Raw genomic sequence first — 21,595 nt, 5'->3', positions numbered from 1 at the left:
ATACACGGTTTTTAAAATGCGTAAAAAGTATCTTAATTCATCAAAAATGAACTATTCATCAAATGAAGAGTTCTCCGGATAGGCTTCCAGTAAATTGCTGGCGATGAAGTTAAAGTCATCTCATATCGAACGCTTTTATTATTAAGCTCGGGATACAATTGGAAATCAAATGTGTCCTCGATCCATTCCTCAGTAAACGAGAGCCCCTTTTTGGTAATTTACAAAATTATTGATTTTTTTCCAAAATTATTAGTGATTTTTCCAAAATTAACTCCAATTTTTCCAAGAATATTTGATCATTTTCCAAAATTATTTAAAGTTTTTACAAAATTAGCTTCTTCCAGCTGGCAGGATTTTTTCAACATCAATAGAATTAATATATAAAATGAATAAGGAGTGATTCAATTGATTGCCAAACAGCGAAAAATTCCTATCCGGATCCAAATTTACGAGGCACTGCTCAGGCGCCTTCCAAAAAATCATCCAAAACGGCCTGAAATAGAAGAGGATGCTCTAAAAAGACAGGCTGGATATAAGGGAGAACAGGCGCTGGACTTCTATTTGAACTTACTTCCTGAAAAAGACTATACTATCTTCCATGATCTTCGTCTTCCCTATGGAAATTCCCACTTTCAAATTGATACCCTTCTCCTCTCCTCTACATTTGCGCTCATTCTCGAGGTCAAAAACATTTCAGGAACATTAATTTTTGATCGAACCTTTAACCAATTGATCCGCATCACCGGCGATAAGGAGGAAAGTTTTCCTGATCCTTTATCACAAGTGTACAATCAGCATTATCAATTTAAAAATTGGATGGAGAAAAGAAAAATTCCAGAATTGCCAATCGAATATCTCGTTGTCATAAGTAACTCTTCATCTATAATAAAAATTTCAGGGAACTCGAACATTTATCGAAAAATTTGTCCTGTTGGAGATCTATTAAGAAGGATAAATGAAATTTCAAAAATTTACAAATCAATAATTATTACTCAAAAAGAGATCCGAAGAATATCACAGTTTCTATTAAAAAATCACTCAGAGCCTTCATATGATATTACTCAAATATATGGAATATCAAAAAAAGAAATCTCCACCGGTGTCCAATGTCCTTCGTGCTTTACAATGCCAATGATTCGAAAACACGGTACATGGGAGTGCCCGCTTTGCCAAACACGTTCCAAAACAGCTCATGTACAAGCTTTGCAAGACTATTTCCTTCTTATCGATTCTTCCATTACAAACAAACAGTTTCGCGACTTCCTCCATCTCCATTCCATAAATACCGCTAATTATTTGTTATCTTCCATGAATCTATGTACTTCCGGTTCGACAAAATCAAGGTTATATCACGACAATCAACAGGATTGAGGTTCTGGAGGTATGAGTTCTCAGTATATCACAATATGAACTAGCTTGAGACTCCAACTGACCGCTATTTCCTTTGTTAACTTGATAACGCATAGAAAAACCCCGAATCATTTAAACTCCGGGGTTTCATTTCATCCTATAAGTATCAAACTGCGAAATAGCAAGAATTTCAATTTCCGCCGCTTTTCCGATTCATTGGTCTTATAATGTTTCAAACCGCTCAACAAGCAATGCCAATGTACGGGTCATGACACCTGTAGCGCCGGAAGGCCCAAGATCATGTTCCTTATTTGTCGTTGCTGTTCCAGCAATATCTAAATGCACCCATGGGGTGTCTTCAGCAAATTCGCCGACGAAGGCGCCTCCCATGATGGCATGGCCTTCTCTCCCTGGAGAGTTATTTAAATCTGCAATCTTGCTGCTTCGTACTCTTTCTTTATCCCTCTCAAAGAGTGGAAGCCGCCAAATAGGTTCACCTGCTTCGTGAGATGCTTCCAGAACTTGCTCAAAAAATGCTTCGTTGTTCGTCAACGCACCCGTAGTTTCTGTACCAAGGGCAATAATGACCCCGCCGGTAAGGGTGGCTACATCCACTAAATAATCTGCACCTTGATGCTTCGCATACGTCACTGCGTCAGCCAAAGCAAGGCGCCCTTCAGCATCGGTATTTAATACTTCAATCGTTTTTCCACTCATAGAGGTAATCACATCATCAGGTTTAAACGCTGAACCACTTATCATGTTGTCAGTCGATGGAATCACCGCTACCACGTTTTGTTCCGGCTTCAACTCTCCGATGATTTCCATTGCTCCAAGAACAGCAGCTGCTCCGCCCATATCGGTTTTCATGCCGACAATTCCATCTTTCGGTTTTAGCGAGTAGCCTCCTGTATCAAAGGTAATTCCTTTGCCGACGAGTCCAATCACATCTTTCCATTCATCCTTGCCCTGATATTTCAAAACGATCATTTTCGGAGGTTCAGCCGATCCTTGATTGACAGCTAGAAGCGCGCCCATTCCAAGTTTGATCATGTCTTCTTTCTCTAAAATTTCCACTTTAAAATCATATTTTTCAGCAAGTTCTTTTGCATAGTTTGCCATTTCTGTTGCGGTAAGTTTGTTGCCAGGCATATTCACAAGCGTGCGAGCTGAATTTGTTCCTCTACCGTACGCAAATCCAACCGTCAGTGAAGCCCTGATTTCATTCTCAACCGCTCCCCCGGCATATACATTAATGGTTTCAAGCTTGATTGCAGGTTCATTGGATTTTTGTTTATAACCTTTAAATTGATACGTTGCAAGGGCAAATGACTCACTTACAGCGTGTGCGGCATCTTGTACGTCAACTGACCCTGCCGTAAATGAATCAAGAAAAATCGCCGTTTCACACAGCTTCGCTTCCTTAATTTTCTTAAAGGTTCTTCCAAGTGCTTCTTTAAGAAATTCAAAGCTGAATTTCATTTCATTTCCTAACCCGACAAAAATTAATCTTTTTGCTCCGGATTTTCCAAAAGTATGTATGACTGAAATAACTTTTTTCTTTGCTGAAATATCCCCGCTTTTTACTAGTCCGATTAATTGGCCTTCAAATATCTTGTCTAAATCAGCCAATCTTCCATCAAATATTGTTGGCTTATCAAATATACCAATGACGAGGCTCTCATGCTCGTTTGCAAAATCAATTTCTTTTTTCACTTGAAACATCTTTTTCACCCCTAAATAATATGTTCTATTATGGTATATTAACAAGAAGCATCGAATGTATTAATATCATCTTATCAAACTTTGTATCTAGCTTTCATTTTTTCGTATCTCAAACAAGTAAAAAATGAAATAGCAAAAGGTGGTTTCTAAATGGAAATTATTTAAATTTTCCGTTTTGGGCCTCAATTGCTTTGATAAGGCAAATATACCTATCGAAGTCTTTTTGGCGGGCTGACAGGCATCCTTTTAACACTGTCTTTGCACTTTATCTTATTAATTAAAATAGGTGATATGAATGAAAGTTATTTCATTATGTCCAAGCAACACTGAAGTTCTTGGATACTTGGGTCTGGCTGGCCAGCTAATTGGAGTTGATGATTATTCTGACTGGCCTGAGCAGGTTCATCATCTGCCGAGACTCGGACCTGATTTATCCATCAATATGGATATGGTTGAGGAGCTGAACCCAGACCTTGTCATTGCGTCATTAAGTGTTCCCGGAATGGAAAAAAACGTGGAAGAGCTTAAAAAGCGGAAAATCCCTCATATTATTTTAAATCCTCAGAGCCTTACTGACATTCAAAATGATCTGGTGGCAACCGGAAAGCTTTAAATGAGTATGAGAGAGGATTAGAGGCCGCAAAAAAATTTCAATCCAACATCGAGGATTTAAAAAAGAAAGCAGGAACCGTTCACAAAAAGCGCCCTACCCTTTACTGGGAATGGTGGCCGAAGCCTGTTTTCACTCCAGGTAAGTTGAACTGGCTGACAGAAATCAGCGAATTAGTCGGCGCAGAGAATCTATTTAAAGATATCAAATTAGCCAGCGTACAAACGGATTGGCAAGACGTTTATGAACGAAACCCGGATTATATATGCCTTGCCTTGGTAGGAGTCCGGAAGGAAAAAGTGAAGCCGGAAATTTTGTTAAAGCGTCCAGGATGGAAGGATTTAAAAGCGATAAAAGAAGGTAATGTATTCGTTTTAGAGGAAGAACTGTTTTGCAGACCTTCTCCACGTCTTTTGAAAGGAGCAGAAAAACTGCTGTCTCTTCTAACTGAAAAACAAACAAGCTAAATAACAAACAGGCACTGCCACAATTGGAATGCCTGTTTGCTTTTGGATATTTTTTTGCTATGTACTTATATTTAAGAATACCATATTACTTTCTTTCCGTTTTAATATATTGCTGGCGAAAAACTTGCATAGATTTATTTTCGTTCAGTTTTGATAATTCCTGCTCGGTCAGTGTTCCATCGCCAAGCTTTACGATATAAACATCAAGAGTTTGCTTTCCCCATTGGTTATAAACATCATCCACGGTTTCATAATAAAGATCGACTCTGTTCCCTTTAATGGCCCCGCCTTTATCTGCTACTACTCCGTAACCGTATCCCGGGACAAAAAGGATCGTTCCAATTGGGAATACATTTAGGTCTGCAGCAACTGTCGAGAATAAATCCCGTTTTACCTTTACACCTGAATAAGTAATCCCATACCCAGGGTGATCGGGGTTTTTCCCGGTGGATTCATACCCGGCTGTATACCCTGTAGCAACAACGGTTTTCTTTGGATATTTCGACCAGTCAAACGCTTCTTCCAGTTTCGGCGGAGTTCCCGCTACCGCTTCACTGGATGATATTTGCAGCTTAGGCTGGGCGATCCTATTAATAAATTTTAACGCGAGTCCAATAGGTTTTCTTTCATGATCATGAAAAATTTTTTCAGCTTCCTCATGTTGTCCTTTGCCAGGAAACATAAATGAAACAATCGACATTGCTTTCACACCGGAAAATGATTGGAATGTCGTTAATAACGCTGCTGAAAATAACATTGTCATTATGAAACGTCTCGTCCATTTTTTTATGCCATTCATAAAAATATTTTCACTCCTCCCAAGACTATTCATCTCCAATAATTTCAACAAATATTCATCTCAGGAGGAAAAAACAAACAATACGAGTCGGCAGACTCATATTTTAGTTATTTCTTGTTTATAATTAATTTTGAGTCAAAATAGCAGCAAAATGAAAAAAAGGCTGTCTCAAAGCCTAAGGGTCAGACCCTTATGAGACAGCCTCTTTCTAGAACATTCGATATCCTTTTTTTCTAAGCAGTTTGATTGTAATCCCAGCCATAATAGCACCTGCAAAGCCGCTGCTTAAGATTAATATATCAGCGACCGCAAGATTTACAACCCGCCTTCCTAATTCAGCGATCGTCTCCTTGAAGTTTGTAAAATACTCGATAAAACGGACATTATCAATAATAAAAATTGCAACGATCGGATAAATTATCGCCATAATCCAGGACATTCTCAGAAGCATATTTAACAAAAAACCGATTCCAAAAAATAAGACAAAAAATAAAAGCATTGATATAATCAATGTGACAATTGTCAGTTCCAACGGTTACTCCTCCCTCAAGCCATCAATTTTTAGTGTACTAAACGGAGCTTTAGGGAGTCAAATTTATTCTTTATTATTCTTAAATTTTCAGAAATTATAAAAATAATTTATAAGATGTATACTCAAATTGATCTCCGGGATTAATCCCATCGATTAAAGGTTTTGCGGAAGTTTCTGTTAAATTCAGAAGGTATTGAAGGAGAACAGAGGTTTCTTCCGTTTGGTTAAGCAGTTTCTCGGGATTCATAAACTTTGCATCGAGCAGTTCATTTTCCTGTATTTTGATCGTCTGTTCACCTTTCTTCTCCAGTAAAAAAAGGATCATAGTATCGCTTATTTCTCCTCTAATTACCCCTGTGCGCAAGCCAATCATCCCGATTAATTCAGACTTTATCCCCGTCTCTTCAAATACTTCACGAATGGCTGCTTCATCGGCCGTTTCATTGGCATCTACAAAACCTGCAGGCAGGGACCATTTCCCTTTAAGCCCGCCGTACTTTTTTTTAACGACGAGCCATTCTCCGGTTTTGTTCTTTACCAAGCCGGATACTCCAAGCCAAACATTGCCCCTTTTACTTTCACCCATATGGACACCTCTTTAAGTGATTGTCATATTTTTTAACAAAAAAAGAGCAGACCTAAACCTTTAAGTCTGCCATAACCGAATAAATTAAAATACGTTAAATTTTCCTTTTTTCAATACGAGTGATGTACCGCCAATCTTGTAAAGCGCACGATTATCGATCATTTTCTTCATAAATGCAGCTCTGCTGCCAACCATTTTCTTGCCAAATACAATACCAATTGCATCATCATCGCCTAATGAACATACTGTTCCTTTAATATCAGGTTTAAATGCCTCAAGCTCTTTATTACGAATCAGAGCAACAAGATTTCTTGCACAAACTTCACCTTGCTGCATCGCAATTTGAGCAGTAGGAGGATATGGTCGATTAATTTCTTCATTAATGATTAAAGCGCAGTCACCAATGATAAACACATTGTCATGTCCAGGGGCTCTTAGGTCAGGCTCCACTTTTACACGGGCGCGCATCGCTTCAAATCCGGATTTTTCAATAATAGCGCTTCCTCTTACACCAGCTGCCCAGACAACTGTGCCTGCTTTAATTTCCTCTAGTTCATCTTCACCTTTTGCAACAAGAATTCCTTCAGGTGTACATTCTTTGATAGGGGTACCAATTCGGAACTCGACACCTTTGCTTTCTAATCTTGACATTGCGTACTTAACCAGCTCAGGATCAAAGCCAGGAAGAGCTGATGGAGCTGCTTCAACACAGATTATTTTTACTTTATTAATGTCAACATCGTATTCACGGCATAGTTCAGGAACACGGTTTACTAATTCGCCTAAAAACTCAATTCCTGTAAAACCTGCTCCACCTACAACAATTGTTAAACGTTCATCTTTCTTTTCCACTTCGTTGTTATAAGTTGCAAACTGATATTCAATATGCTCGCGGATTCGTCTCGCAGCATTCACATTAGAAATTGAGAACGCAAATTCTTTCATCCCTTTAATGCCGAAAGTTTCAGATTCACCGCCAACAGCAACGACTAAATAATCGTAATCTAGTTCGCGGTCCTCAAGAAGCACTTTATTTTCAGCAGTCTTAATTTCCACAGCAGTTCCTTTGATGAAATTAACCTTATTACGGTCGATTACATCCTTAACATCGTAGCGAACACGATCATGATGCAAAGTACCAGCAGATGCTTCATGCAGCCATGTAGTTTCATAATGGTAAGCATTTTTGTTGACAAGGATGATTTCTGCTTCATTGACCCCGACAAGTTTTTGAAGTCGAGTCGTTGTAACTAATCCACCATATCCGGCACCTAAAATTACGATTTTTGGCTTTCTCAAAGTGTATCACTTCCCCTTTTTTAAAATTTTCGATGGTCGAGACTTTTTCTTATCTTCCTCAAATCTATTTATTTTTGAGAACAAAGAAAAAGTTTGTGAATGGCTTCACGAAGAAATTCAAAAAAACGTTACAAAATTGTCAAAAAATATTAACATAATTCCATAACAACATAATATTAGTTTTATCGACGATTTTCAAGCAATTTTTATATTTTTTAAATATTAAGAATATTGTGAAAATAAATTGGGTTTCATAGTTCTTTCTACATTATTATTACTTTATATTTACTAAATTATCAATTGAGGATTTTTTTCATTTGTGGTATAAATAAAAAACAAAATGTTTACTACATAGATTGGGGGATATGGAGTGCAAGAAGATCAAAAAGTATATGATATTACGATTATTGGCGGCGGTCCCACAGGTTTATTTACTGCTTTTTATGGCGGCATGCGGCAAGCAACCGTAAAAATTATTGAAAGTTTACCGCAGCTCGGCGGGCAATTATCTGCCCTGTATCCTGAAAAATTCATATACGATGTTGCCGGTTTTCCCAAAATCCGTGCCCAAGAGCTCATAAACAACTTAAAAGAGCAAATGGCAAAGTTTAATCCTACTGTCGTTCTTGAACAATCGGTAGACAAGCTGGAAAAACAGCCTGATGGAATTTTTAAATTAACGACCAACAAGGAGGTCCATTATTCCAAAACAATTATCATTACTGCCGGAAACGGAGCATTCCAGCCTCGTCGCTTGGAACTTGACAACGCTGCGCAATATGAAGGAAAAAATCTTCATTACTTCATTGATGATTTAAATCAATTTGCCGGTCAAAAGGTGGTTGTATTTGGAGGGGGAGACTCTGCCGTTGACTGGGCATTAATGTTAGAACCAATCGCGGAAAAGGTTGCAATTGTTCACCGCCGAGATAAATTCCGTGCTCATGAGCACAGTGTTGAAAACTTGAAAAATTCAAAAGTTGAAATTAAGACTCCGTATGTCCCTGCAGAGTTAATCGGTGACAAGGACCAAATTAAGCAAGTCGTTATCCAAGCAGCAAACGGGGAAGAAAAAGAAGTCATTGATGTTGATGCCGTAATCGTTAATTTTGGTTTCGTATCATCCCTCGGCCCTATCAAGGAATGGGGATTAACAATCGAGAAGAATTCAATAGTAGTTAACTCCAAGATGGAAACAAATATCCCCGGGATTTATGCAGCAGGGGACATTTGCACTTATGATGGAAAAGTTAAGCTGATTGCTTGCGGATTTGGAGAAGCTCCAACTGCAGTAAATAACGCAAAAGCCTATATCGATCCGAAAGCAAGAGTACAGCCAATGCACAGTACTTCGATGTTTAACTAATAAAGCGGAAGCCCCGGAGAACAGAATCTGAAGGCAGACATAAAAGGGGCTGACTCATAAAGGTCTGACTCCCACCAGCAATAACAATATATAGAAAGGTTATATTAGTGATTGTCTATATATTATATTGGGGGGTCTGACTATTTTCTTTTGAGTCAGCCCATTTTTTGTATACTCGTTTAACACTCTTCCGGAGTTCCGGCAACTGTTGCTGTGCGGAATGATGAGCCGCATCCGCATGATGCAATTGCATTTGGATTATCAATGGTAAAACCGCCGCCCATTAACGACTGCTTGTAATCAATTTTTGTTCCATTTAAAATCATGGCGCTTTCTTTGTCAACAACAATTTTAATGCCGTGCTGTTCAAATTGGATATCCTCATTTGCCGGCTCGTGCTCAAAGCCCATTCCATAAGAGAGGCCGCTGCAGCCTCCGCCCTTAACTGCAACCCTTAAAAAAGCGCCTTCCTCTTCATTTTGCTTCATCATATCCTTTATTTGAAACGCTGCTGCTTCCGTAATCACAAGAACGTCTTGCATCTGTTTTCCCACCTTTCTAAAAAGTAACTCCTATTATTTATAGTATATACAGAAAGGTTTTAGTACTCAACTATGTTAACTTGAAGAAACTGCATATGTATTACCAATTCTGGCACACTTTTCTCGAAATTCTAGTTCTTTTTTCATAAATATACTGTATAATCATAGTAATAACATAAGCATCTAGAACTATTTACATTTCAAGTAGGTGATATAATGGCCGAGCTTACACCTCTTTACAACAAAACTTACCAATGCGGAATGTGCCAAAACACGTTCTCCACGAAAAAAGTCCGTTCCCGGTTTGTCAAAGTAAAAGACTACGATTCTGACTTCCGTCCTGTTTATGAATCAGATGAAAACAATCCCATCCTTTACTTTATTAATGTTTGCCCTCATTGCGGCTTCTCGTTTTCTGATGATTCTTCACCGTATTTTCCTCCTGGTACGAAAGAAGATATTTCAGAGAAAATTTGCAAACAGTGGATGCCGCAAAATTTTGGCCAAAAGAGAACAGTGATTGATTCGATTAAAACGTATAAGCTCGCTGCATACTGTGCTATTCTAAAAAAAGAAAAACACATTTTTATTGCCGGAATGTATATACGGCTTGCATGGCTGTATCGTTCTATAAATGATGATATTCAAGAACAGCGTTTTATGAAACTTGCGATTAGTGAATACATGGAATCGTACTCTACTGGTGATTTTCAGGGAACTCAAGTATCGGAAATTAAGATTCTCTATTTAATCGGGGAGCTTTCAAGAAGAATTCATAATATCGAACAAGCAACTCAATTTTTTTCAAAAGTCATCGAAAAGCAGAGCCGGACTGTTGAAACAAAAATTGTTGAAATGGCTAGAGAAAGATGGCATGAAATAAGAGAGCTTCAAAGAAATGCATAAAAGGATGGCTCCATAGTTGGCCATCCTTTTTTCTATCAGTACATCGGGTTTTCCTCCAAGAATTGATAGATATTTTCTACCAACTCATCGGGAGTTTCTCCGGTAACAATTTCACCATTTACAAGCGCAAATAAATGTTCTGCACATTTCCCGCAATAACCGAGACAACCATATTCAATAATGTCCAGGTTCGGGTCTCTTTCCAACTGTTCAAGAGCAGCTTGAGAGCCGTTTGCCAAATTGCTGATGCAAAACTCAATGATCGGTTTTATCATCTCCTTCACCTCTCTACAAAAGTTAATGCTACAATTTTTTCTGAAAAATCGCAAGCACCTCGCTTGAGTTGCCAAAGAATTCTTGAGAGGCAGATCAAGTTGTAATTTTTTCTATCTATGACAGGAAGAAATACACTGAAAGAGCTTTGAACAAAATGAAAGAAAACAAATACCACTAATTGTTTGTTCTTGTCAAGTTTTTCATTTATAGATGTTGTGATTTTGTGACAATTTCGTTATACTCATGGTGGAATTGAATTTTACAAAAAAATTCAGTTTATTAGTTTTAATGCAAAGTTTATAGAAAATAAGCGATTCTCTATCAAATGAGACTCTGTAAACGTTAACATTTTTCTTTTCCATTTTTCTATTAATCTGCTTTCCGCTATAAACACGTTTTGCATTTCAAGAACAAGGGGATTTGGAAGATACTTATATGCTTCCATCACAGAAAAAAGGGGTTATTTGCATGAAAAATTTAGTTTTACTAGGCGGCGGCTACGGAGGAATGAGAATACTTCACCGTCTGTTGCCGAATCATTTGCCTGAGGATGTTTCTATTACACTTATCGATCGTGTTCCATACCATTGTTTAAAAACTGAGTATTATGCTCTTGCTGCGGGAACCATTTCAGATCATCACATCCGGGTCCCATTTCCGGAACATCCGCGGTTAAATGTTAAGTTCGGTGAAATTACAGGAATTGACCTTAAGGAAAAAAAGGTATTTTTGAAAGATCAAGAATCGGTTCAATATGATGACCTCGTGATTGGACTTGGCTGTGAAGATAAATATCATAATGTACCTGGAGCCGAACTTTATACTTATAGTATTCAATCCATTGAAAAATCGAGATGCACATATCAGGCCCTTAATAACCTTGAACCAGGATCAACTGTCGCAATTGTCGGGGCAGGATTAAGCGGTGTGGAGTTGGCGAGCGAGTTAAGCGAAAGCCGCGAAGATCTTCACATTATTTTATTTGACAGGGGAAGCCATATATTGTCAGCCTTCCCGAAACGGTTAAGTACTTATGTGGAAAACTGGTTTGACAATCACAATGTAGAAATTGTCAATAACGCAAACATTACGAGAATTGAAGAAAACGTGTTATTTAATCATGGCGAGCCTATTCATTGTGATGCGATCGTATGGACTGCAGGCATTCAGCCGAATAAGGTTGTCAGGGATTTAGATGTCGAAAAGGATAAACAGGGCAGAGTAGTTCTAACTCCTCAGCATAATCTGCCAAATGACGAGAATGTTTATGTAGTAGGCGATTGTGCAAGCCTTCCTCATGCTCCGAGCGCCCAGCTTGCAGAAGCCCAGGCTGAACAGATTGTCCAAGTTCTGTTAAAACGTTGGAACGGCGAACAGCCGCCGGAAAGTTTTCCGCCAATCAAACTAAAAGGTATTCTCGGGTCCCTTGGCAGAAAACACGGTTTTGGCCTAGTCGCAGAGCGCCCCATTACAGGCCGTGTACCCCGCCTGCTTAAATCAGGGGTGCTGTGGATGTATAAGTATCATAATGGATGACAAATTAAAAACACTGAGGCTGACTCACTAAAGGTCTGACTCCCTCCAATAATGACAATATAAAGGCCGGTTTTATTAGTATCTATCTATTTATTGTATTGGAGGGGTTTGACCATTTTTATGAGTCAGCCTCTTTATTTTGTTCAATAAATGAATTGCTATTTCGTTATGATTACAAATTTTTCGCAAAAAAAATTTAAAATATTTGTAACATTTATGAAGATCTTTCGTCTTTTTTTGTGAATAAAAATCGGGAGGTAGAAACAATGAAAAAAATTTTTTCACTTCTAATGGTTGCTGTAGTTTTGTTGACTTTTAATATTGGAGCTTCAGCTAAAACAACAGGTGATCTAACAAGCGGTCAAGCATTAAAACTTGCTTTGAGCGCTCGTCAACACTATTGGGACACAATGAACGGCCACATTCAAAAAGCAAAAAATTCAAAGTGCCCTTCAAAAACATTCATCTATAAAGGAACTGAGTATCGATACTTCTGCAGTGAACTTGATACTAAAGAGGAGCTTGTTAAATATTTGAATGAAGTTTTTACCCTAAACGCAATTGACAAAGCAATTAAAAAGTACAAATTTATTGAATACAATGGTAAACTTGCATTGCCTAATGCAGACAGCGGAAGTTTACTTGAATGGGATAAAGCAAAAGCAAAATTAATTTATCAAAGAAAAGACATTCGCTTATATGAATTTACTGTTCCATACGGAAATCCGGTAAAGTATGAAAAAAGAAAAGTTACATTCGTTAAAGTAAGAAATAAATGGCAAATAAATGCATTTGATGCAGTTAGATAATACACTGCAACCCACAAACATATTAAAATGTACGCTTGAATTCACTGCGTAATTCAAAAGAGGCTGAGTCATTAGTGTCAACAATATTATTAGGGGGCTGACCCTGCCTCTTTTTTACCAAGTTTTCAGGAAATTTCACTCTGATTTCCCTGAAATTATCTTAACTTTTTCCAAGATTCCATCCAGTAATCAATATTACGTCAAATTTATTCCGCCCGGTATCCGTATTTCTCCATTTCTGCAAAAATTGTTTTCAATCTTGGGTTTCCTTCGCCAACTATTTTATCTCCAATCAACACAACTGGATAAAACATATCCTGGTCAATTACTTTTCGGGCAAAGTTTTTCTTATTTTCATCTTTCGGAGGGTTAAATATGTCGACAAATGAAATTTTAAACGGCTGATCAGGAAACTTTCTTGCCACTGCAGCTTCCAGCCACTCGAACGTTTCTTTTGAAGAAGGAAGATTCACACAGCTGGCACAAAGCTGTTCTGCCCCGTATACGACGATTTCCACTTCTTTATTTTCCACACATCCCACTCCCCTTACAATGTAGTTATTATTTTATTATACTATTTTAATTGCTTGCAACACTCGGAGTGATGTACATTGTTGCCGGGATTCACCGAACCGCATAATAATTTATTAAAAACTCCTGTACGGCGCTTCAATCCCACTTTGTTCATTATGGATTGATTTCCATTTCTAATGAATAGATTTTTTCTTTGAATGTGATTATAATAAAATTAGGAAAGGAGTCGATTTGAAATGTCAGATCTGGAAATGAAAGAGCAAGTTCAGGAGATACTGGATAAATTGCGTCCATTCCTTCTTCGTGACGGTGGAGACTGCGAACTAGTGGATGTTGAAGATGGCATTGTCAAGCTTCGATTACTAGGTGCTTGCGGAAGCTGCCCAAGTTCAACAATCACTCTAAAAGCCGGAATCGAACGTGCACTTCTTGAAGAAGTTCCTGGAGTAGTTGAAGTAGAACAAGTATTTTAATTTGATATTCTTTTAGAACATGTTTAAAAAGGCTGACTCATAGAAAGGGACAGACCCACTAGCCTTGCAAAGGTTACAAATTCAGGAAAATAAAAAAAGGTTTACTAAAAAGAAAAAAACTCCTATTGTAGAATTGTTAGCTTGTTGTCCCATCAACAAGTTTTCTACAAAGGAGTTTTTATCATGAGCAATGTAAATATAGCTCAACCATCTGTTGTTCGTCAATGTTTTTCCCTTTTATCTACGGAAAAGCTTTCCTGTCCTCTTTTAAACTATGATCAAAAAAAATTAAGAGCTGATGCCCTTGTAAAAATTTTTGTTGCTGCTCAGCTGGGTAATTGGAGCTCATATACTGATATAGAGGAGAAATTACGGGCTGATAAAGACCTCATGAAAAGCCTAAATTTAGAAAGCATAAGTGGTTCACAACTAAGCCGTAGGATAAATGAATTACCAACTGAATGGGTACAAGATCTTTTTTTTCGAGTGGTCAAAGATATTGAAATTCAAACTAGAAATTTATCTGGTCTACCAAAGGGAATTGGGAGATTAGCCATAATTGACTCTTCTTCCTTTAAGCTGCCTGAACAGTTAGCTAACTGGGCTTATGTATCAAAAAATTCTACTCAGGTAAAAATGCACACCCGTTTAGTGGTAGCTTCTCCAGACATTGCTTTTCCAGACCAAATTATTCCATCAACTGGAAATGTCAGTGATTTTGAAGGTTCCGACTTCCTTGTGGTTGAATCTGATTCAACTTACGTCATGGATCGTGGATATGCTTCTCATAAAAAAATCAATAACTGGGCGGAACGTGGTATTTCTTTCATTGTAAGAATTAAAGAGCAGCACAAGGTAATCTATCTCGATAGAAAAATTTTAAACCATCCGTTGATTCGTATGGATGCGACAGTAAAGATTGGTGTAACCTCGAACGAGAAATTGCACCCGGTACGTCTCGTCGAATTTTTTGATGAAGAAGGACATCTATACCGAATTATTACCACACGCTTTGACTTACCGCCTGAACAAATAATGGAAATCTACCGTCATCGGTGGGCGATTGAGATCTTCTTTAGATGGATTAAACAACATCTTCGTTCAACCAAAATTTGGAGTACAAAACCCCAAGGAATCTGGAATCAGATGTTTCTTTCGCTGATTGCCTATGGGCTAGTACTACAAATAAAACTAAAGACACAAACGAAAAAAACAATATGGGGAGTACTGCGGTTAATCCGAACCTATTTACATTTATCTTGGCAGGAATTTGAAAAAGAACTGAATCGAAGGTGTACAAGGACATCAAAAGGGCGACAAAAAGTACCTAAAAAAAAGGAAGAAGACTTAGTTTTTGCAGAAAAAGTAGCAATGATAAAGCCAAAAAAGGAAAAATAATAAACGAAGTATAAATTACAATTAATATACATAAATTCAAATAAATGGGACAAAAAAGGCTAACTTAAATGGAGTTAGCCTTTTTTGCATCTAGATTAAAAAAGATTATGTTAAATAAAGTAAAATATTGAATTTATTTACTTTTATGCAAGGCTAGTGGGACAGACCCCTCCAATACAATATATAGATAAACACTAATAAAACCATTCTATATATTGTCTTTGTCGGAGGGAGTCAGACCTTTGTGAGTCAGCCTATTTTTTTCTGCTTATAAACAAGACAACTTTTCCGTTGTTACTTTGCTTCCAACCTGGTCAATTTTCAGATTCAGCACTTCCATATCCGGCAGCAAGCCCTTTAGTAATGAAGCTGTTCTTTCTCCTTTATCGGTTTCTGTGCAGCAAATCACAGCAGGGCCTGCTCCGCTTAAGGCAACTCCAAATGCTCCAAAATCAAATGCATGCTTCTCAATCAAGCCAAGATGAGGTACAAGGTTCCGGCGGTACGGCTGATGATACAAGTCATTTCTCATCATTTTTCCGGCCAATTCCCAGTTGCCGCTTATTAGAGAAGCAACGAGCAGATTCGCGGTTGCTCCTGCCCGGACAGCTTCCTGAAATGACAGCTGTTCCGGCAAAACGCCGCGGGAATCCTTCGTTAAAAGCTCTTCTTTCGGAATCACCGCAACAACATCAAATGAAATATTGGAAAATACAGCACAATTTATTTCTTCCGCTGTTTGCTGGCCAATGACAAGTCCGCCAAATAAAGATGCGCCTACATTATCAGGGTGCCCTTCAATTTTTGATGCAATTTCAAACTTTTCCTGTTTCGATAACGATAATTGGCACACCGCATCAGCTAACTCGATCGCGGCTACAATCGCTGCCGCACTGGATCCAAGTCCTCTTGCAAGCGGAATTCCGCTTTTTACTTTTAACCGGCATGGAGGCATCTGGCGCTGAAAAAGAGAAGCTGTATAAATCGCCGTCTGGCTAATGAAATTTGTCTCATCCGTTGGAAGGGATTGCAGTTCTTCGGTAAGGAAAATGATCTCCCATTGGCTGCTTATCTCCGCTTCAATAGTTAAATAAAGATTTAAAGCTAATCCAACCGAGTCAAACCCGGGTCCCAGGTTGGCCGTACTGGCAGGGACCTGGATAAGAACCATTTCATCCTCGGTCATTGATGGACAACTCCCTTGATATGATCGCTAAGAGCTTCTTCATCATTCGGGAGGAGAACAGGCTTAACCGGGCTGCAATCAATAGCTGTATTCGGATCCTTTAAACCATTTCCTGTCAGGACAGCGACAATTTTTGTTCCCTGCTCAATTTCACCATTTCGAAGCTGTTTATAAATCCCTGCCAAGGAAGCACATGATGCCGGTTCTGCAAAAATTCCTTCTGCTGAGGCCAATTTTCGGTATGCAATCAAGATTTCTTCATCGCTGACTTCATCGATTTTTCCGTTTGATTCTTTGGCAGCATCGACGGCAAGATGCCAGCTCGCAGGATTACCAATTCGAATTGCTGTAGCAATTGTTTCCGGATTTTCAAAAACGCGGTTATGAACGATAGCGGCGGCGCCTTCCGCTTCAAAACCATGCATTTTAGGGAGCTTATTCCCTTTTTTTGCATTATATTCTTTAAATCCTTTCCAGTATGCACTGATGTTACCTGCATTTCCAACAGGAATGGCTAATATGTCAGGTGCATCTCCCAGCTGGTCGCATACTTCAAATGCGGCTGTTTTTTGCCCCTCAAGCCGGTAAGGATTAACTGAATTGACAAGTGTCACCGGTTCTTTCTCGCTAATGTTTCTCACCATTTTAAGCGCATCATCAAAGTTCCCTTGAATCGAAAGAATTTCAGCACCGTACATAACCGCTTGCGCTACTTTTCCCATTGCAATTTTCCCTTCAGGAATAACAACAATACAGCGCATTCCTGCCCTTGCTGCATAAGCTGCGGCAGAGGCGGATGTATTTCCTGTTGAAGCGCAAATCACTGTATTGCTTCCAGCTTCTTTTGCTTTGGCGACAGCCATCACCATTCCGCGGTCTTTAAATGAACCGGTAGGATTTGCTCCTTCTACTTTTACGTACAGCTCAACCCCCCATTCCTTTGAGAGATTTTCAAGCCTGATTAACGGGGTATTTCCTTCATTCAATGTTAAAGCTGGCGTTTTCTCAGTAATCGGCAAATATTCTTTATAAGCTGCAAGTAGGCCAGGCCATCTCATATTTTTGCACTCCCTTCAACCCGATACGAACTTTTTATTTCATGAACTGCATCTAAATCTCTTAATTTCACTAAAATATCTTCATAGTCTTGAAGAGATGCCTGGTGTGTAACAAGCACAATCTCTGCCAGTCCCTTTTCCTTTAAAGGCATCTGAAGAATTTTCTCAAAACTAACCGAATGCTCTGAAAATATGGAAGTAATATTTGCAAAAACTCCTACCTCGTCTTTTACTTGAAGCCTTAAAAAGAATTTGGAATAAATTTCGTCCGGGCCTTTTAATTTCTTTTGATATTGCGGAGTGACAGCGTTCGCTCCATTTACGCCAAGACGCATATTTTTCATAACTCCTACAAGGTCGGAAACAACGGCAGTGGCTGTTGGAAGGCTTCCCGCCCCCGGACCGTAGAACATCGTTTCACCGACAGCTTCCCCGTAGACATAAACCGCATTATATTCATCGTTTACTGAAGAAAGCGGATGAGAATCCGAAAGCAAAGTCGGCTGGACACTTACTTCTACTTTTTCACCCTCGCGGTGGGCGATTCCGATCAATTTCATCGTATAGCCTAATTGCTTCCCATATTGAATATCTTCTTCGGTAATTTTTGTAATTCCCTCTACTTTTACATCGTCAAGGTCAATTTTCATGGAAAATCCGAGTGTTGCAAGTATTGCCATTTTTCTCGCAGCATCAAGGCCTTCTACATCGGAAGCAGGATCGGCTTCTGCATATCCTAATTCCTGTGCTTCCTTCAGCACTTCTTCATAAGCACTTCCATGTTTGCTCATTTTCGTTAAAATGTAGTTCGTCGTCCCGTTCACAATTCCCATCATTTTTGTAATTCTGTCAGAAGCAAGACCGTCTACTAGACTTCTTAAAATTGGTATTCCGCCCGCTACACTAGCCTCATAAAACAGATCACATCCGTTTGCGGAAGCTGAGGTCAAAAGCTCTGATCCATGAACGGCCATCAAATCCTTATTGGCTGTCACAACATGCTTCTTTTCTGATAAGGCTTTAAGCAGATAGTTCCTTGTCTCTTCTACTCCGCCCATCACTTCGATTACAACATCAATTTCAGGATCTTGCAGAATATCATCCGCATTTGTCGTTAACTGCACAGAATCAACTTCTACATCCCTTTTTTTATTTAAATCCTGAACAAGAATTTTTTTCACTTTAACAGGACAGCCTACTTGATGCATTAATTTGTCCTGATGATTTTCAATGATTTTTACTACACCCGATCCAACGGTGCCTAATCCTAACAAGCCAACTTGGATTGCTTCCACTCTTTTTCCCTCCATTTTGTTCTCCTATTGTGTACATTTGTTTGTATATAGTAGACATTATATTTGTAGTTGCCACTTTTTTCAATAGGTAAATTAAGAAGGTTTTTCTCTTCGAAAACGCTTACTATGTGTTTATTCCGAAGTTTTTTCAAATAAAAATTTTTTCAAAAAAGTCCTCCGACTTTATTTAAAAAGAATAGGAGATGCCGTCAAATGTCAGGATCCCGCTAACCATTCAGGCTGTGGAAGCCTATATTTTTGAACAGGAACTTCCGCAAGCTGATAAAAATTCCCAAGGAACCGTTCGTATTCGCTTGACTGAGATAGAAATTTCAAAAAATGATCTTCCAGCATGTGTCTTTGCTGTTCGGAATTCGTAATATAATAACTCTCAACGCACTCATAAAAATGAAGAGGGAACAATATTCTTGAAAATAAAAGCCTCCAGGAAAAAGAAGATAACGGACTTACTGATTGATAATCATTTAAAAATTGTTTGACGTCCGGTTCATACGTTTTTATATTGGCAAAATACCGTCCCCTAATCCATTCCGCTATGTCCCTGCTTGAATGGTCAAAAACCCACTCAAATGGATTATTACAATAATGGCTCGTCCACAGGGACTCTGAAAATCTTTCATGGCAGACTGTTCCGCCGTCTGAAGCCATGGGCTCATAGTCTATCTCGGTATCAACCAAATATTGAATGGCATTTTCCGTTAGTCCCATGTAATAAGGAAACGATTCTAAAAACATTTTTTCAAATTCGTTTTCCGGCTGCTGGAATAGCTTATCCTTCCAAACCCTTTCCATTTGCTCGAGCCTTTTTTCCCATAGCTGCTTCCACTGCCCGATTCTGCTGATTTTTTTCACTTGAAATGGAATAGACCTGCCCCGGTAATGCAATTTTGCGAGTTTTCTGCCTAGTTTAATTCTTTTAGAAGGATGAACGTGTCTCACAAGCAGCACACAAATGTTTATCTCGTTCCATTTGGACGTTAACGCTCCTTCCTTTGTACGAACAAACGCTGCCACATGCCTGTCGCCTTTATTCATAAGATGCAAAGCAATTTGTTCAAGCTCTGACAACTCTTCGTTTTCGATATTTCCGGTAGGAATGATCATATAAACTTCATCGTTTCTTTTAAAAGCTTTATAGCTTCCCATATTGACCTCTTCTTCAGCCACAATACCATATTGCTGTTCGAGCAGCTGCTTCACGATGTTCCTCCTCTCTTCAAACTGCTTCCGTTTCTGTTCATATATATGAACGGAAAAATCAAAACTTGTATTCAGGTTCTGGTTATCAAGCATTTTGTTACACAATTATTTGAACTTTCTGTTAAAATGAACAGGGAACACCTTTCGAAATATCATAAAAAGAGAACTATTCCCATAAGCTTTTATATTGATTATTTGAGCAAATTATAAGATATTGCAATATAAATATAGGGAAAAATATACAGAAGAAGGTGAAACATATGAAGGATGAAAAGAAAGTAATTAATATGACAGAGAAAACAGCACGGCAATGGCTCCATGAACGCGGAGTCGAAGTAAAGGATATTGCTGAACTTGTTTATTTTCTTCAAGAAAAATATCACCAGAATTTAAAAATGGAAGAATGCATACAAAACGTGGAGCGGGTTTTATCCAAACGTGAAGTGCAAAATGCGATTTTAACCGGTATACAGCTTGACATAATGGCAGAAAAAGGAATGATGGAGGAACCTTTGCAAACAATTATTGCAACTGACGAAGGCTTATACGGCATTGACGAGATTTTGGCATTTGCAATAGTAAATGTCTACGGTTCGATCGGCTTTACTAACTACGGATATATCGATAAACAAAAACCGGGAATTTTAAAAGAATTAAATGATAAATCATCAGGGAAGTGCAACACCTTCTTGGATGACATTGTAGGCGCAATCGCAGCCGCTGCTTCAAGCCGGTTAGCGCATCGGGCAGCGAATGCGGAATAAAAAAAGGATGGAGTTCGTCTCCATCCTTTTTTACAAAATCTCCCATTGGTCAAGAGAATCAACGGCATATGTTGGTTGTTTTTCATAGCGTTTTAAATGCTCTTTTGTTGTAACACCTGTATGAACAAGCAGTGTGTCCATCCCTGCATTCATTCCGGCCAGTATGTCTGTATCATAATTATCCCCGACCATTAAAGTATCCTCTTTATTTATTCCAAGAACTCTTAAAGCCTGCTCCACAATAATCGACTCCGGCTTTCCGATAAAAATCGGCTGTGTTTGCGTCGAAACAGCTATGACGGATGTGATTGCTCCATTCCCTGGCAGCAAGCCTCTTTCAGTCACAAGTGCTATGTCTCCATTTGTAGAAATGAAAGTTGCTCCATTTCTTACCGCCAAACAAGCCACCGCTAATTTTTCGTAACTGATCGAACGGTCAAGTCCTACTACGACAAAATCAGCGTATTCACCGCCAAAATGCATCCCTTTTTCCTCAATCGCCGTTCGGATCCCTTCTTCCCCGATCACGTATACGGAAGCATCGTTTTTCAATTCATAAATATAATTTGCTGTCGCCTGGCTGGTTGTAAAAACAAGATTTTCTTCAGCCGGAATTCCAAAATCACGCAGTTTTTCCGCAACTTGCGCAGGTGTTCTTGTTGAGTTATTTGTAACAAATAAATAGGGAATCTTTTTATCGCGCAATTTTTTCACAAAATCGGCGGCTTCCTTAATGAGTTCTGTGCCTCGGTACATTGTTCCGTCAAGATCAATTAAATATCCTTTATAAGATTTCAAAATTATCACTCCTACCTGAACTTTTGTATGATTAATGTTTTCGCAAATACTATAAACACTTCTAA

20 protein-coding genes and 2 pseudogenes are annotated in these 21,595 nt (G+C 38.7%); 9 read left to right on the top strand and 13 right to left on the bottom strand.

Annotated features, from left to right (window positions below; all coding sequences use genetic code 11):
- Nucleotides 1-396: 396 nt before the first annotated feature.
- Nucleotides 397-1,371 (top strand): nuclease-related domain-containing protein, encoded by a 975-nt coding sequence (locus tag PB1_RS09685; RefSeq protein WP_420796293.1) that lies wholly within the window; start codon nucleotides 397-399, stop codon nucleotides 1,369-1,371.
- Between the two features lie 201 nt (nucleotides 1,372-1,572).
- Here PB1_RS09685 and PB1_RS09680 read toward each other — a convergent pair whose 3' ends face one another.
- Entirely contained in the window at nucleotides 1,573-3,075 is a 1,503-nt protein-coding gene (locus PB1_RS09680) for a leucyl aminopeptidase (protein WP_003352199.1), read from the bottom strand.
- Nucleotides 3,076-3,370: 295 nt separating this feature from the next.
- Between PB1_RS09680 and PB1_RS09675 the strand changes: the two are divergent.
- Nucleotides 3,371-4,152, top strand: a pseudogene (locus PB1_RS09675) (cobalamin-binding protein).
- A gap of 85 nt (nucleotides 4,153-4,237) precedes the next feature.
- On the opposite strand, the gene PB1_RS09670 reads toward PB1_RS09675, so the two are convergent.
- The 4 genes from PB1_RS09670 to PB1_RS09655 all read right to left on the bottom strand — a co-directional run bounded on the left by PB1_RS09670 (nucleotide 4,238) and on the right by PB1_RS09655 (nucleotide 7,368).
- Nucleotides 4,238-4,951 (bottom strand): 3D domain-containing protein, encoded by a 714-nt coding sequence (locus tag PB1_RS09670; RefSeq protein ID WP_003352198.1) that lies wholly within the window; start codon nucleotides 4,949-4,951, stop codon nucleotides 4,238-4,240.
- Between the two features lie 208 nt (nucleotides 4,952-5,159).
- Complete coding sequence (locus tag PB1_RS09665) at nucleotides 5,160-5,483, bottom strand: YuiB family protein (protein ID WP_003352197.1); 324 nt, start codon at nucleotides 5,481-5,483, stop codon at nucleotides 5,160-5,162.
- A 94-nt stretch (nucleotides 5,484-5,577) separates the two neighbouring features.
- Entirely contained in the window at nucleotides 5,578-6,069 is a 492-nt protein-coding gene (locus PB1_RS09660) for an NUDIX domain-containing protein (protein WP_003352196.1), read from the bottom strand.
- A gap of 84 nt (nucleotides 6,070-6,153) precedes the next feature.
- Nucleotides 6,154-7,368 (bottom strand): NAD(P)/FAD-dependent oxidoreductase, encoded by a 1,215-nt coding sequence (locus PB1_RS09655; protein WP_003352195.1) that lies wholly within the window; start codon nucleotides 7,366-7,368, stop codon nucleotides 6,154-6,156.
- A gap of 370 nt (nucleotides 7,369-7,738) precedes the next feature.
- Here PB1_RS09655 and PB1_RS09650 point away from each other — a divergent pair, with 370 nt between their 5' ends.
- Entirely contained in the window at nucleotides 7,739-8,734 is a 996-nt protein-coding gene (locus PB1_RS09650; protein ID WP_003352193.1) for an NAD(P)/FAD-dependent oxidoreductase, read from the top strand.
- Between the two features lie 179 nt (nucleotides 8,735-8,913).
- Here PB1_RS09650 and PB1_RS09645 read toward each other — a convergent pair whose 3' ends face one another.
- Entirely contained in the window at nucleotides 8,914-9,276 is a 363-nt protein-coding gene (locus tag PB1_RS09645; RefSeq protein ID WP_003352192.1) for a HesB/IscA family protein, read from the bottom strand.
- A 216-nt stretch (nucleotides 9,277-9,492) separates the two neighbouring features.
- Between PB1_RS09645 and PB1_RS09640 the strand changes: the two genes are divergently transcribed.
- Nucleotides 9,493-10,182, top strand: a complete 690-nt coding sequence (locus tag PB1_RS09640) for a DUF2225 domain-containing protein (protein WP_003352191.1) — start codon at nucleotides 9,493-9,495, stop codon at nucleotides 10,180-10,182.
- A gap of 35 nt (nucleotides 10,183-10,217) precedes the next feature.
- On the opposite strand, the gene PB1_RS09635 is transcribed toward PB1_RS09640, so the two are convergent.
- On the bottom strand, nucleotides 10,218-10,457 hold the full coding sequence (locus PB1_RS09635) for a YuzB family protein (RefSeq protein WP_003352190.1): 240 nt from the start codon (nucleotides 10,455-10,457) through the stop codon (nucleotides 10,218-10,220).
- Nucleotides 10,458-10,926: 469 nt separating this feature from the next.
- Between PB1_RS09635 and PB1_RS09630 the strand changes: the two genes are divergently transcribed.
- Nucleotides 10,927-11,994 (top strand): NAD(P)/FAD-dependent oxidoreductase, encoded by a 1,068-nt coding sequence (locus tag PB1_RS09630; RefSeq protein ID WP_003352189.1) that lies wholly within the window; start codon nucleotides 10,927-10,929, stop codon nucleotides 11,992-11,994.
- A 266-nt stretch (nucleotides 11,995-12,260) separates the two neighbouring features.
- Nucleotides 12,261-12,803, top strand: a complete 543-nt coding sequence (locus tag PB1_RS09625; RefSeq protein ID WP_003352188.1) for an IseA DL-endopeptidase inhibitor family protein — start codon at nucleotides 12,261-12,263, stop codon at nucleotides 12,801-12,803.
- A 206-nt stretch (nucleotides 12,804-13,009) separates the two neighbouring features.
- Here PB1_RS09625 and PB1_RS09620 read toward each other — a convergent pair whose 3' ends face one another.
- The gene (locus tag PB1_RS09620; RefSeq protein ID WP_003352187.1) at nucleotides 13,010-13,336 is read right to left on the bottom strand and encodes a YuzD family protein; all 327 of its coding nucleotides are present in this window, start codon (nucleotides 13,334-13,336) and stop codon (nucleotides 13,010-13,012) included.
- Nucleotides 13,337-13,517: 181 nt separating this feature from the next.
- On the opposite strand from PB1_RS09620, the pseudogene PB1_RS09615 reads away from it, so the two are divergent.
- Both PB1_RS09615 and PB1_RS09610 read left to right on the top strand, forming a co-directional pair.
- A pseudogene (locus tag PB1_RS09615) lies at nucleotides 13,518-13,810 on the top strand (NifU family protein).
- 183 nt (nucleotides 13,811-13,993) lie between these two features.
- Nucleotides 13,994-15,208 (top strand): IS4 family transposase, encoded by a 1,215-nt coding sequence (locus PB1_RS09610; RefSeq protein ID WP_003350293.1) that lies wholly within the window; start codon nucleotides 13,994-13,996, stop codon nucleotides 15,206-15,208.
- Between the two features lie 268 nt (nucleotides 15,209-15,476).
- Here the strand turns inward: PB1_RS09610 and thrB are convergent, their stop codons facing one another.
- From thrB to yutH, 4 genes are all read right to left on the bottom strand, one after another.
- Entirely contained in the window at nucleotides 15,477-16,394 is a 918-nt protein-coding gene (gene thrB / locus PB1_RS09605; protein ID WP_003352186.1) for a homoserine kinase, read from the bottom strand.
- Entirely contained in the window at nucleotides 16,391-17,452 is a 1,062-nt protein-coding gene (gene thrC, locus PB1_RS09600) for a threonine synthase (protein WP_003352185.1), read from the bottom strand. The genes thrB and thrC overlap by 4 nt, the downstream gene beginning before the upstream one ends.
- The gene (locus PB1_RS09595) at nucleotides 17,449-18,762 is read right to left on the bottom strand and encodes a homoserine dehydrogenase (RefSeq protein WP_003352184.1); all 1,314 of its coding nucleotides are present in this window, start codon (nucleotides 18,760-18,762) and stop codon (nucleotides 17,449-17,451) included. Before PB1_RS09595 ends, thrC begins: the two co-directional genes overlap by 4 nt.
- A 201-nt stretch (nucleotides 18,763-18,963) precedes the next feature.
- The gene (gene yutH / locus PB1_RS09590) at nucleotides 18,964-19,971 is read right to left on the bottom strand and encodes a spore coat putative kinase YutH (RefSeq protein ID WP_034645173.1); all 1,008 of its coding nucleotides are present in this window, start codon (nucleotides 19,969-19,971) and stop codon (nucleotides 18,964-18,966) included.
- A gap of 257 nt (nucleotides 19,972-20,228) precedes the next feature.
- Here yutH and PB1_RS09585 point away from each other — a divergent pair, with 257 nt between their 5' ends.
- A complete protein-coding gene (locus tag PB1_RS09585) occupies nucleotides 20,229-20,732 on the top strand; it encodes a phosphatidylglycerophosphatase A family protein (RefSeq protein WP_003352181.1) in 504 nt (167 codons plus the stop codon).
- 30 nt (nucleotides 20,733-20,762) lie between these two features.
- On the opposite strand, the gene PB1_RS09580 is transcribed toward PB1_RS09585, so the two are convergent.
- Nucleotides 20,763-21,530: a TIGR01457 family HAD-type hydrolase gene (locus tag PB1_RS09580; RefSeq protein WP_003352180.1), complete on the bottom strand. Its 768-nt coding sequence runs from the start codon at nucleotides 21,528-21,530 to the stop codon at nucleotides 20,763-20,765.
- Between the last annotated feature and the right edge of the window lie 65 nt (nucleotides 21,531-21,595).

It is taken from the genome of Bacillus methanolicus PB1, assembly GCF_000262755.1.
Lineage (GTDB): Bacteria > Bacillota > Bacilli > Bacillales > Cytobacillaceae > Bacillus_Z > Bacillus_Z methanolicus.
Note: the sequence above shows the minus strand (reverse complement) of the source record. Positions and strands in the feature narration are given on the sequence as shown.